The following is a 13,408-nucleotide window of genomic DNA, read 5'->3' as shown; positions in this document are numbered from 1 at the left end:
AATTAGTATGGAAAATAACATAGAACAGAATTTAGAAAATCAAAATTCTATCAACTTAAATAAAGAGCAAAAAGATCAGAGCCAATTTGAATCAAGAATTGATATGATAGATCTTCGTGAACATTTAAATAAAGTAAAAACAGAAATTGCAAAAGTTATTGTCGGTCAGGAAAACATGGTCGAACATCTTTTGGCTGCTTTGCTTTCGAATGGTCATGTTTTGATTGAAGGAGTTCCTGGAGTTGCGAAAACAATTACGGCTAAATTATTGGCAAAAACGATTGATGTAGATTTCAGCAGAATTCAGTTTACACCAGATTTGATGCCTTCAGATATTTTGGGAACCTCTGTTTTCAGCATGAAAAATTCTGAATTTGAATTTAAAAAAGGCCCGATTTTCTCAAGTTTTATTCTTATTGATGAGATCAACCGTTCTCCGGCAAAAACGCAGGCTGCTTTGTTTGAGGTAATGGAAGAAAAACAGATTACAATCGACGGTACTCGTTATGAAATGGATGAACCTTTTTTGGTAATTGCTACTCAAAATCCAATCGAACACGAAGGAACGTATAGACTTCCTGAAGCTCAGCTCGATAGATTTTTGTTTAAAATAAATGTTGGTTATCCTACGCTTGAGCAGGAAGTTGCAATCATTAAAAATCAGCATAACAATAGACTTGAAGATAAAACTGAAGCTGTAAATAAAATAATTTCTGCTAAACAGCTTAATGATTATCAAAAATTGGTAAAAGAAATCATCGTTGAATCTCAACTGATTGAATACATTGCTAAAATTATTATCAACACCAGAGAAAACCAATTTTTATATTTAGGAGCTTCACCGAGAGCGAGTTTAGCATTATTGACGGCTTCGAAAGCTTTCGCAGCATTGAGAGGAAGAGATTTCGTAACTCCTGAAGATATTAAAGAAGCGAGTTATGCAGTTTTAAGGCACAGAGTAATCGTTTCGCCGGAAAGAGAAATGGAGGGTTTAACGGCAGATGAAATTATAAGACAGATTTTAGAGGGAATAGAAATTCCTAGGTAATGTTATAAATGATTTGATTTAAATCAAAAGAAATTGCAATCTTGAAAAAACTTTACATCAACACACGCTTTTTTTTCGCACTCATCGGTGTGGGAATGCTTTATGTTTTGGCATTTTTCTTTCCTTTTTTTATGTTTTTAGGACATGGTTTTTTGTTATTGATTTTCCTTACAGTATTTGTTGATTATTTACTTGTTTTCAGGCCCAAAGATGCCGTTTTGGCACAGAGAATTTTACCGGAAAAACTATCAAATGGCGATGAAAATGCAGTGAAAGTTGATATTAAAAACAATTACAGTTTTAAAATTAATGTAAAAATTATTGATGAAATACCATTTCAGTTTCAAAAGAGAGATTTTTTGATTAAGAAAGAAATTTCGTCCGGAAAAAATACTTTATTTCAATATTTTCTAGAACCGAAAGAGCGTGGAGAGTACAATTTCGGAGCTTTAAATGTTTACGCTTCTTCACCAATAGGTTTCGTTTCGAAAAGATTTATTTTTCAGAAAGACACTTCGTTAGCTTCTTATCCGTCGTTTATTCATTTGAGAAAGTACGAATTGATGGCACTTCAGAACGAATTTCTTTTAGGAGGAATCAAAAAAATCAGAAAGTTGGGACACACAATGGAGTTTGAGCAAATCAAAGAATATGTTCCCGGAGATGACGTTCGAACGATCAACTGGAAAGCAACTTCAAAAACGAATCGCCTAATGGTGAATCAGTTTCAGGATGAAAAATCGCAACGTATTTTTATGCTGATTGATAAAGGTAGAACTATGAAAATGCCTTTCAACGGTTTGAGTCTTCTCGATTATTCAATCAATGCGACGATGGCTTTGTCTCATATTATTTTGAAAAAAGGAGACCGCGCCGGAATGATGACTTTTTCGAAAAAAGCAGAAAATAAAGTGGCTGCCGAAAATAAATCAGGACAGTTAAGAAAGATTTCTGAAGCTTTATATAATATTAAAACCGATTTTTTTGAAAGTGATTTTAATAGATTGTATCAGGATGTGAAATATTCTATCAATCAGCGAAGTCTGGTTTTGCTTTTCACTAATTTTGAAACGTTGGATGGATTAAATCGTCAGATGAAATATCTTCGAGGAATTGCCAAAAATCATTTGTTAGTCGTTGTCTTCTTTAAAAATACTGAAATTCAAAACCTTATTCATACGAATCCTGAAAGTATGCAGGAAATTTATGACGAAATTATCGCCGAGAAATTTGAGTTTGAAAAGAAACTGATCATTCAGGAATTAAGGAAATACGGGATTTATTCAGTGTATACATTGCCTGAGAATTTAAATGTAGATGTTATTAATAAATATCTTGAAATAAAAGCAAGAGGAATTTTATAAAATAAACCAATGAAAAAAATATTAATTATTACGGCAATTTCATTATTTGCCGTAAGTTGTGAAAATAATAAACGAGAAAAAGTTCAGCGAGAAGGCGAACCAGATGTTATATTTGTGGAAAATCAGGATAATGAGATGAATGCGGCTATTGAAAATGCTAAAAAAACTTTCAAAACAGGTTTTCATCAAGCTCTTTTAAGCAAAAATCCGAACTTTTCTAATTTCGTTATAAAACAGAGATTCGATACTCCGGATGGAGGAGGGGAACATATGTGGATTGGTGATATTGTTTTTGATAAAGGAAAATATCGTGGTATTGTACAAAACGAGCCGATGCAACCCCTTGATGTAAAACTTGGAGATGAGGTTGTAGTCAATATTGAAAATCTTTCAGATTGGATGTACTATGATAAAAATCTTGTGAAAGGAGCTTATACCGTAAAAGTTTTAAGAAAAACAATGACCGATGAAGAAAAGAAACAAATGGATTCTCAAGGCTTGATTTATGAATAAATTTACAAATAATTAAAAATGAAAATAACTTTAAACAGAATAAACGACGATTTTTTATTTGAATGTACCAATTCGCAGGGAAACTCAATTTTATTGGATAATACTTCTCAACAGGGAGCAAAAGGTGTTTCACCAATGGAAAGTGTTTTGATGGCTGTAGCAGGTTGTAGCGGAATCGACGTGGTTTCAATTCTTAAAAAACAAAGACAGGAAATTACCGATTTTAAAGCTGAAGTTGAAGGTGAAAGAATTCCTGTGGATGATGCAAAACCATTCAAATCAATTATGGTAAAGTTTTTTCTGGAAGGAAATATCGATCCTAAAAAAGCTTTGAAAGCATCAGAATTATCTTTTGAAAAATATTGTTCAGTTTCTAAAACTTTAGAACCAACTGTAGAAATTGGTTACGAAGTTTTTGTAAACGGAGAGAAAGTTGAGTAATAGAGTGGGAGAGTTTTAGGGTTTGAGAGTTGTTGAAAATTTTACTTATTCATAACTCTCAAACACTATTCACTCAAACACTCCAACCCAATTATGCCAATCTTGGCTTCATCAATTTTGCCACCGTTGCCGTCCAACCTGTTTGATGCGATGCACCAACTCCTCTTCCGTTATCTCCGTGGAAATATTCAAAGAAAGTAATGTAATCTTTGAAGTTGGGGTCGTAATTAAATTTATAATTTCCACCATTGAAAGCACGTTGTCCACTTTCATCTTTCAGGAAAATAGAGCACAGTCTTCCGCTGATATTTTGAGCAACTTCATCTAAATTTTTCTTTTCACCACTTCCTGTTGGGAATTCTACTTTTAAGCTGTTTCCATAATAAAAATGAAAACGCTGAAGACTTTCCACAATTAAAAAGTTTATAGGAAACCAAATCGGACCTCTCCAGTTACTGTTTCCGCCAAACATTCTGCTGTCACTTTCTGCAGGAGTATAATAAACCACATTTTTATTGCCATGAACAGTAAACACAAACGGATTCTCCTCATAAACTTTTGACATTGCGCGGATCCCGTAAGAACTCAGAAATTCTTTTTCGTCAAGCATTCTGTTCAAAACTTTTGTCAGTCTTGTTTTCCTTAAAATACTCATTAAATGTTTTCTGCCACTTCCTTCTTCATCCCAATGTGAAACTAAAGAAGTTAATTCTGGTTTATTTTTTAAAACCCATTCCATTCTTTCACGGAAATTCGGCATTTTATCAAGCAAATGATGATCGATAATTTCAACCGCAAACATAGGAATTAACCCTACAATACTTCTCAGTCTCAAAGAAACACTTTCTCCATTTGCTAATTGCAAAACATCGTAGAAAAATCCGTCTTCTTCATTCCACAGTCCTTCTTTGCCTTCACCCATGTTTTCCATCGCTTCTGCAATATAGAGGTAATGCTCAAAAAATTTGATCGCCATATCTTCATACACCTGATAATATTGAGCTAATTCCATAGAGATTCGCATCATATTCAGTGCATACATTGCCATCCAGCTTGTTCCATCGGCTTGCTCCAGATGTTCGCCATCTTTCAGTTCCATATTTCGGTCAAAAGCACCGATATTATCTAAACCTAAAAAACCGCCACCAAAAATATTTTTACCGTTTTTATCTTTTCGGTTGACCCACCAAGTAAAATTTAGTAATAATTTTTGGAAAACTTTTTCAAGAAATAAAAGATCAGGTTTCCCGTTGGTTTTTTCATCAATTTTAAAAACCCTGAAACAGGACCAGGCATGAACTGGCGGATTTACATCGCTTAAATTCCATTCGTAAGCCGGCATTTGTCCGTTCGGATGCATGTACCATTCTTTGGTCAGCAAAAGCAATTGGTTTTTAGCAAAATCTGCATCAATAATCGCAAACGGAACGCAATGGAATGCCAAATCCCAAGTAGCATACCAAGGATATTCCCATTTATCGGGCATCGAAATAATGTCTTTATTGTGAAGATGCTCCCATTCCGTATTTCGAACGTAATTGTTGAAATCTCGTGGAGCTTCATGATTAGGATCACCCTTTAACCATTTTCCAACGTTGTAATGATAGAATTGTTTGTTCCATAAAAGTCCTGCAAAAGCCTGTCTCTGAACATTTTTTTCATCATCATTAAATATATCCTGCTGTACTTCAGCATAAAATACATTTGCCTCATTAATTCTTGCATTAAAAATATCATCAAACTGATAAAATGCATCATCCATGTCATAAGGCGATAATCTGAATTCAAAAACTTCAGATTTTCCCGCATCTATAATTTCGTCAATTACAAAAGCAGCTTTCGTTCCTTCATTTTCAGGATTGATGGTGTTTTTTTGATGAACAATATAGTCGTTGATTCCGTCTTTGTAGTAAGCGTTTTCGACTATTGGAGTTCCATGAAGCTTAGGATTATTTGTTTCATTCTCACAGAAAACTCTTTTCGCATTTTTATTTTTTGAGTAAAACTTTTTTATAGGAATACTGTCGTGATTGACATTGATGCAACCTTCTTTTCCTGCTTCAACCTGACCTTTATACTCATTATAACCCCATTTCCAGTTGTTTCTGTACCAAGTTGTTGGCAAAATAACAATTGGAGCAGCTTTATTGCTCCTGTTACACACGGTTACTCTTACCAAGATATCATGAGCATCAGATTTACAGTATTCTATAAAAATATCAAAATATTCATCTTTATCAAAAATTCCTGTATCAAACAATTCATATTCAGGTTCTTTTTTTGAACGTCTTGCATTTTCAGCAACGATGTCGTCATAAGGAAATTCCTTGATAGGATATTTATACAGCATTTTCATGTAGCTGTGAGTCGGTGTATTGTCAAGATAATAGAAAATTTCTTTTATATCTTCTCCATGATTTCCCTGCGGATTGCTCAGCCCGAAAAGCCTTTCTTTTACTCGTTTATCTTTTTTATTCCAAAATGAAATGGCAAAACAGAAAATTTGTTTGGGATCTGAAATTCCGGCAATACCTTCTTCACCCCATCTGTAAGTGTGACTTTCTGCAATATCATGATTGGCAAAATGCCATGCATTTCCGTTGTTACTGTAGTCTTCACGCACATTTCCCCACTGCCTGTTGCTGACATAAGGCCCCCAGTTTTTCCAGTCTTTATCTTGTAATCTTTGCTTTTCAATGTTCATTGCCAATCATTTTCATTGCTAAGTTAATTTTTTTGAGAAATAATTCCAATTTTTTTAATCTGAATAATTCTTAACAATCCAATAAAAACCTCACTAATATTAAGTTTCATGATGTTTATTAAATATTTTTAATTTTTAAAAAGAAATGTATTATCTTTGCACCATTCGATCATTCACATATTGAAAATGTTATCAAGAAAGGTTGAGGGACAGACCCTGTGAAACCTTAGCAACCCTTTGCGCAAGCGAAGAAGGTGCTACGTTCTACCAAAAGTTTTTATTTTTTGGACAGATAACTTACTGAAGTTCTTTTCAGCCATTTCTCATGGCATTTTCAAATTGTATTATCAAAAAGTATAATAGAATTGAAAACAGAACTGCAACATATTAATTTTCCGTATCAAACCGATTCCCAAAAGGAATACAATATCTCATTAAGCTACCAGCTTTTTGGGCAAGACCTGTTTTCTGCACCCATCATTCTAATCAATCATGCTTTAACCGGAAATTCAAACGTGGCCGGAGAAAAAGGTTGGTGGAAACAGTTGATTGGTGAAGATCAGGTAATTGATACCAATAAATATACAGTGCTCTGTTTCAATATTCCCGGAAACGGATATGATGATTTTTTAATTAATGACTGGTCAGATTTCACGCCTTCAGACATAGCCAATATTTTTCTTGAAGGTCTTGAAATTTTACATATTAAAAACGTTTACGCTATTATCGGAGGCTCTTTGGGAGGTGGAATTGGCTGGGAAATGTTGGCTAAAAATCCAGATCTGGCAGAGCTTTTTATTCCAATTGCCTGTGATTCTAAAACCCATGATTGGTTACACGCCCAATGTCTGGTTCAGAAATTTTTGTTAAACGGAAATGATGAGCCACTGCAGAAAGCAAGAATTCATGCGATGCTGTGCTACAGAACACCTCAATCTTTAAACGACAGATTTCAAAATACATTCAATCTTGAAAAACAAAAGTTAGAATCGGAAGACTGGCTGGATTATCATGGGAAATCTCTTGCCGAAAGATTTAGTTTAAAATCTTATCAGTTGATGAACCATTTGCTGATGAACATTAATGCAAACGATAAAGATTTAGGTAAAATCAAAGCACGAATGCACATGATCTCTGTAGATACCGATCTTTTTTTTCCGGCTTCTGAAATCCGGATGTGTTTTAATAAACTGAAAGCTGAAAAAGACGATGTTTTCTACCACGAGATCAAATCAATTCACGGGCACGACGCCTTTTTAATGGAATACGAACAGTTAAATTATATCATAAAAAATATTTTGTAGATGAAAGCGAATGCAAACGAAATAAAATTTTTTAAAAACAGATCAATCATCAAATTTGAAGGAGCAGATTTTTTAGGCGAAATCGGGATTGACGGAAGGGTTTTTAAGGCGCTTACTCTGGCGCGAATCAGTGTAGGAGTAATTTCTCAGCAGGCCGTTGAGAACGGATTGTCAATTCTTGTACACGAAGATGATTCTGAAAAAGCAGTAACCTGTCTGATTGAGGAGTTTGCTCCCGAAAGAAAATCAGGAAAAGTTTCTCAGATTTACAGCATCAACAATGTGTCTGTCATTGGTTTTGTGGCGGATGATTTAAATAAAATACTTTCAGAACTGGCGAGAAACAATGTTTTCCCGTTGCTTTTGAATCAAAATTCAAGCGAGAAGCGCATCAATATTGTGGTGACTTCTTCTCAGGATGAGAAAACTAAAAACATCATTGAATCGGAAATTTTCAAGAAACCAAAGACGGTTCACCTGGCCATTATCGGTCACGGAAATGTTGGGAAAACGTTAATCGAGCAGGTCTTACATTCTTCCGAAGAAATTAAAAGAAGGAAAAACATTCACCTGAAAGTCGTGGCAGTGGCCAATTCCAGAAAAATTGCTTTCAATAAAAAAGGATTTGATAACACATGGAGCGATGAGGTTTTTGCATCTGAAAAATCTTCAAATGTTGAGGAATTAATTAATTTCTCAAAAGAAAATCAGCTTGAAAACCTGATTGTAGTAGATAACACAGCAAGTGTAGACTTCGTCAAAAACTATCAGGCTTTGGCTGAAAATGGATTTGATTTAGTTTCATCTAACAAAATTTTCAATACCCTTCCGATTGAAGAATATCGTAAACTAAGATATACGTTGAACAAAAATAACAAGCGTTATCTTTACGAAACCAATGTGGGTGCAGGTTTACCGTTAATTGATACGATCAAACTTTTACACCTTTCAGGAGAAAATATCACCAGAATCAAAGGAGTTTTCTCTGGTACATTGAGTTATGTTTTCAATAATTTTTCTTTGCGTGATGATAAATTTTCGACCATCGTAAATGAAGCTTTAGAAAAAGGCTTCACAGAACCGGATCCGAGAGAAGATTTATCAGGAAATGACGTTGCCAGAAAACTGTTGATTTTGGCGAGAGAATTAGATTTAATTAATGAATTCAGTGACATTAATATTCAAAATTTAGTTCCTGAAGCACTGCTTTCAGTTTCAAAACAGGAATTCCTTTCAAGATTAGAAGAATTAGACGAGGAATACGACAAAATCAAGAAAAATCAGGAGCCAAATTATGTTTTAAGATATGTTGGTGATCTGCATGGAGATTTACAAAAAGAAAAAGGTGAGCTGGATGTAAAATTAATTTCTGTTCCTGCAACTTCAGCTTTAGGACAACTGAAAGGTTCAGACTCAATTTTTGAAATCTACACCGAAAGTTATGGTGAAAACCCAATCGTCATCATGGGAGCCGGAGCCGGAGCGAAAGTGACTGCCCGCGGCGTTTTTGGTGATATTTTAAGATTGAGTGAAACGAAGTAGGTTTTGTAAAAAGTATAAAGTAGAAATGTAAAAAGTCCCAACGGGACGATTTAATTAAGGATAGGATGCAATCCTATCAATCAAATTCATATAAAAATGGAAAACGAAAATTTTGAAACCCTCGCAATAAGAACTCAAACCGAAAGAACTCAGTTTGACGAACATTCTACGCCTCTGTATCTTACTTCAAGCTTTATTTTTGAGGATGCGGAAGATATGAGAGCGAGTTTCGCTGAGGAGAAATCAAAAAATCTGTACAGCAGGTTTTCAAATCCGAACGTTACAGAATTTACAGATAAAATTGTAAAAATGGAAGGCGCAGAAGCAGGGTACGCATTTGCCACCGGAATGGCTGCAATTTACTCTACCTTTGCAACATTGCTGAATGCGGGAGATCATATCGTGAGCTGTCAGTCGGTTTTCGGATCTACGCATACATTGTTCACAAAGTATTTCCCGAAATGGAATATTGAAACCACTTATTTTAAAGCAGAAGATTCTGAAAATGTAGAAAAGTATATCAGACCCAATACAAAAATTCTGTATCTGGAAACGCCGACCAATCCTGCGATAGAAATTTTAGACTTAGAATATTTTGGTCAGATTGCTAAAAAACACAATCTGATTTTTATTGTAGACAACTGTTTTGCGACGCCTTACCTTCAGCAGCCAATAAAATACGGAGCTGATCTGGTTGTTCATTCAGCGACAAAATTGATTGACGGTCAGGGTCGTGTTTTGGGTGGAGTAGCGGTAGGAAGAGAAGATTTAATCAGAGAAATTTATCTTTTTGCCAGAAATACAGGGCCTGCGATGTCGCCATTCAACGCCTGGGTTTTATCAAAAAGCCTGGAAACGCTGGCGATTCGTGTAGAAAGACATTGCGCAAACGCTTTGAAGGTCGCAGAGTTTTTAGAAAATCATCCAAATGTTGACTTGGTGAAATATCCATTTTTAAAATCGCATCCGAGTTATGAAATTGCCCAAAAACAAATGAAGCTGGGCGGAAACGTGGTTGCTTTCGAAATCAAAGGTGGCATTGAAGGTGGCAGAAACTTTTTAGATAAAATAAAAATGTGCTCGCTGTCTGCCAATCTGGGCGATACCCGAACGATCGTGACACATCCGGCATCTACAACGCACTCGAAACTGTCTGATGACGAAAGAAATGAAGTGGGAATCACCGCAGGATTGGTACGCTGCTCGGTAGGTCTGGAAAATGTGAATGATGTTATTGCAGATTTGAAGCAGGCGTTGGGGTAAGATTGCTTAGTTTGTCGTGAAAGGGCAGAATCAACAGCCGGTGGTGGAGTCGTATGAATAGAGATGTAAAAGTAATATGTTTTGAAGGTCTACATCACTATTTTTGTAACAAATTCCAGTTCATCACAAATGAAAATTGTATTTATGAAGATGAGAATTGGAAGTTTGGATTAGCCCTGAAAGGGCAAAAGCAACAGCCTGTGGTGAAGCCACAGGAATAAGAATATATTATTACAAAGCCCTGAAAGGGCGTCATCACTTTAAGATAAATAAAAAAAATATGTCACAATCTTTAAGCAAAATTTATGTCCATATTATTTTTAGTGTCAAAAATAGAGAACCTTTAATTCAAGACACAATTAAAGAAGAACTTTTTAATTATCTGGGCGGTATTTGTAAAAACTTAGAGTGTAACCCAATTCAGGTTGGAGGTTACAGAGATCATGTTCATATACTCTGCATTCTTTCAAAAAAAGTAACACTGGTGAAATTATTAGAAGATATTAAATCTTCATCTTCAAAATGGATAAAAACAAAAGGTGAAATGTTTTCTAATTTTTACTGGCAGAGCGGGTACGGAGCATTTTCTGTAAATCCAACAGAAATTGAAGTAGTAAAAAATTATATTATAAATCAGCAAGATCATCACAAAACAAAAAGTTTTCAGGATGAGTACCGAGCTTTTTTAAAAAAATATGATGTTCAATATAATGAAGAATATGTTTGGGATTAGTGATGTCGCCCTTTCAGGGCTTATTGAATCTCAATAATTTACACATTGGGCTACACCCAATGCTAATGATAAAGCCCTTTCAGGGCTTTGCAAAATAAATAAATAAAAAATGAAAAATTCAGCACAACTATACAAAGCCCTTTCCGAGAGAATCCTGATTCTCGACGGTGCAATGGGAACAATGCTTCAGCGGTACAAATTTGAAGAAGAAGATTACCGCGGTGAACGTTTTAAAGACTGGGAACATCCCGTGAAAGGGAACAACGACTTGCTTTCTTTGACGCAGCCTCACGCAATTGAGGAAGTTCACAGAAAATATCTGGACGCCGGCGCCGATATTCTGGAAACCAACACATTTTCCGGAACAACCATCGCAATGGCAGATTATCACATGGAAGATCTGGTGTACGAACTCAACTACGAATCTGCAAAAATTGCCAGAAAAGTTTGTGATGAGTTTACGGCTAAAAATCCTGATAAACCAAGATTTGTGGCTGGCTCTATCGGACCGACCAACAGAACAGCAAGCTTAAGTCCGGATGTGAACGATCCGGGTTACCGTGCGATCACTTTTGAAGACTTGAGACTGGCATACAAACAACAATCAGAGGCATTGCTGGACGGTGGTTCAGATATTCTTTTAGTAGAAACAATTTTCGACACACTGAATGCAAAAGCAGCATTATTTGCCATCGACGAAATTCAGGAAGAAAGAGGAATTCAAATTCCAATCATGGTTTCTGGAACGATTACAGATGCCTCTGGAAGAACGTTGAGCGGACAAACCGCTGAAGCATTTTTGATCTCAGTTTCGCATTTGAATTTACTGAGTGTTGGATTCAACTGTGCATTGGGAGCCAATCAGTTAACGCCTTATTTGGAAACGCTGGCGCACAATTCAGAATTCCACGTTTCGGCTTATCCCAATGCGGGTCTTCCGAATGCTTTCGGGCAGTACGATGAATCTCCGGATCAGATGGCTGCTCAGATTAAAGAATATGTAGAAAAAGGACTGATCAATATCATCGGTGGATGCTGTGGTACAACGCCGGAACACATCAAAGCCATTGCTGACTTGGTGGACAAATACGAGCCGAGAAAAGTGAAGGATTTTGTATGATTTTTGATTGTTGAAAATTTAGAACGAGTATAAAAACTTTTTTTAAATCCAAATCAACGATCTTATGGAAAAGCCATTTTACCTTAAAAATTCCGACGATACCAAACTGTTTAATGAATTAAGAAAAAGAGTGAATCAGCGCGTAGAAACACTTCCTCAAAACAGAGATGTTTACATTCAGATCAAAGCCATTATTTTGCCTTTGGTCTATTTTGGTTTGTATGTGTTTGCGCTTTTCAATGCAGATAGGCCTTGGGTTTATATTTCCAGTTTTGTTTTGATGGGGATTTCTCTGGTTTTAATTTATTTAAATTTAATTCACGAAGCGGCGCACAACAATATCTTCAGAAATAAAAAACTCAACAGTCTCGTTTTGCAGATTTTCGATCTCGTTGGAGCCAATTCCTACATCTGGAAGAAGCGGCACATCGCAGCGCATCACGCCTACCCGAACGTTGATGGTTGGGATACCGACATCGAGCAGAGCGGACTCTTACTGATCGTGCCATGGATTAAGGCTAAAGGAATTCAGAAATTCCAACATTTCTTTTTCTTTTTGGTGTATCCTTTATATTTGTTCAACTGGATGTTTATCAGAGACTTCAGAGATTTTTTTGATAAGGAAAGAGTGATTTTAAAAACACAGGGAAAAATTCCGGTTTCGGAAAAAATCAAAATGATCAGTTTCAAATTATTTTACTTTTTCTATCAGATTGCCGTGCCGGTTTTATTTTTTAAAGTTTCAGTAGGTTTGGCTTTGGGTGCCTGGTTTTTACAGGTGATTGCAGCGAGTGTTTTTGCGCTTTTTGTTCTGTTGCCGCTGCATCCGCTGCCAGACAATGCTTTTCCTAAACTGGATGAAAAAAACGGACTCCCTTTCAGCTGGATCCGTCATCAGCTTGAGGTGACCAATGATTTAAAAGAAAACAACTGGTTTGTGAGAAATGTGTTGGGAAATTTCAACTTTCACGTTGCCCATCATCTTTTCCCGAACTACAGCTATATGTATTATAATGAAATCACAGAGGAGATTGAACAGTTCGCCAAAGAAAATAATCTGGGCTACAAACGATTTCCAATTTTTACCGCTTTGGGCAAACATGTCGATTTGCTGAAGCAAAATGCAAACAACGCCTATTTTATTTTAGAAGAATAAATGGGTTAAAATAAAAAAAGCTGAATGTTGAGTACAGTTGATCATAAAGAACTAAGTGTGCTCTTACAAGGTTAAGGTTTTGTAAAACTCAAAACAGTAAGTATTTAAAAAAAACTTAGTGTTCAAAATGATGATAAAAATTTAAATTAAAAACAAATCAATTTAGAGATTCCAAACATTGGTAACTGTTAAACTGATCAATTGTTAGATTAAAAAAAAC

General features: G+C 35.6%; 11 protein-coding genes and 1 riboswitch. Of the genes, 10 read left to right on the top strand and 1 reads right to left on the bottom strand.

The window, feature by feature from the left end:
* Nucleotides 1-7: 7 nt before the first annotated feature.
* From OEA66_RS06745 to OEA66_RS06730, 4 genes are read left to right on the top strand one after another with little or no spacing between them, the layout of a single operon-like run.
* A complete protein-coding gene (locus tag OEA66_RS06745) occupies nucleotides 8-1,048 on the top strand; it encodes an AAA family ATPase (RefSeq protein WP_267280667.1) in 1,041 nt (346 codons plus the stop codon).
* A gap of 41 nt (nucleotides 1,049-1,089) precedes the next feature.
* Complete coding sequence (locus OEA66_RS06740) at nucleotides 1,090-2,412, top strand: DUF58 domain-containing protein (RefSeq protein WP_267280666.1); 1,323 nt, start codon at nucleotides 1,090-1,092, stop codon at nucleotides 2,410-2,412.
* Between the two features lie 9 nt (nucleotides 2,413-2,421).
* Nucleotides 2,422-2,925, top strand: coding sequence for a YegJ family protein (locus OEA66_RS06735; protein ID WP_267280665.1), 504 nt, complete (start codon nucleotides 2,422-2,424; stop codon nucleotides 2,923-2,925).
* Nucleotides 2,926-2,943: 18 nt separating this feature from the next.
* On the top strand, nucleotides 2,944-3,366 hold the full coding sequence (locus OEA66_RS06730) for an OsmC family protein (protein WP_267280664.1): 423 nt from the start codon (nucleotides 2,944-2,946) through the stop codon (nucleotides 3,364-3,366).
* Nucleotides 3,367-3,457: 91 nt separating this feature from the next.
* Here the strand turns inward: OEA66_RS06730 and OEA66_RS06725 are convergent, their stop codons facing one another.
* Nucleotides 3,458-6,070: an MGH1-like glycoside hydrolase domain-containing protein gene (locus OEA66_RS06725; protein ID WP_267280663.1), complete on the bottom strand. Its 2,613-nt coding sequence runs from the start codon at nucleotides 6,068-6,070 to the stop codon at nucleotides 3,458-3,460.
* A 186-nt stretch (nucleotides 6,071-6,256) separates the two neighbouring features.
* A riboswitch (SAM riboswitch) is annotated at nucleotides 6,257-6,369 on the top strand.
* A 66-nt stretch (nucleotides 6,370-6,435) separates the two neighbouring features.
* On the opposite strand from OEA66_RS06725, the gene OEA66_RS06720 reads away from it, so the two are divergent.
* The 6 genes from OEA66_RS06720 to OEA66_RS06695 all read left to right on the top strand — a co-directional run bounded on the left by OEA66_RS06720 (nucleotide 6,436) and on the right by OEA66_RS06695 (nucleotide 13,188).
* Complete coding sequence (locus tag OEA66_RS06720) at nucleotides 6,436-7,374, top strand: alpha/beta fold hydrolase (RefSeq protein ID WP_267280662.1); 939 nt, start codon at nucleotides 6,436-6,438, stop codon at nucleotides 7,372-7,374.
* Entirely contained in the window at nucleotides 7,375-8,916 is a 1,542-nt protein-coding gene (locus OEA66_RS06715; protein WP_267280661.1) for an ACT domain-containing protein, read from the top strand.
* A gap of 96 nt (nucleotides 8,917-9,012) precedes the next feature.
* Nucleotides 9,013-10,179, top strand: coding sequence for an O-succinylhomoserine sulfhydrylase (locus OEA66_RS06710; protein WP_267280660.1), 1,167 nt, complete (start codon nucleotides 9,013-9,015; stop codon nucleotides 10,177-10,179).
* Between the two features lie 157 nt (nucleotides 10,180-10,336).
* Nucleotides 10,337-10,912, top strand: coding sequence for an IS200/IS605 family transposase (tnpA, locus tag OEA66_RS06705; RefSeq protein ID WP_267280659.1), 576 nt, complete (start codon nucleotides 10,337-10,339; stop codon nucleotides 10,910-10,912).
* A 109-nt stretch (nucleotides 10,913-11,021) separates the two neighbouring features.
* On the top strand, nucleotides 11,022-12,032 hold the full coding sequence (locus tag OEA66_RS06700; RefSeq protein ID WP_267280658.1) for a homocysteine S-methyltransferase family protein: 1,011 nt from the start codon (nucleotides 11,022-11,024) through the stop codon (nucleotides 12,030-12,032).
* 64 nt (nucleotides 12,033-12,096) lie between these two features.
* Entirely contained in the window at nucleotides 12,097-13,188 is a 1,092-nt protein-coding gene (locus tag OEA66_RS06695; RefSeq protein ID WP_267280657.1) for a fatty acid desaturase family protein, read from the top strand.
* The last annotated feature ends 220 nt before the right edge of the window (nucleotides 13,189-13,408 follow it).

Origin of the sequence: Chryseobacterium luquanense (assembly GCF_026460945.1) — a bacterium.
Taxonomy (GTDB): domain Bacteria; phylum Bacteroidota; class Bacteroidia; order Flavobacteriales; family Weeksellaceae; genus Chryseobacterium; species Chryseobacterium luquanense.
Note: the sequence above shows the minus strand (reverse complement) of the source record. Positions and strands in the feature narration are given on the sequence as shown.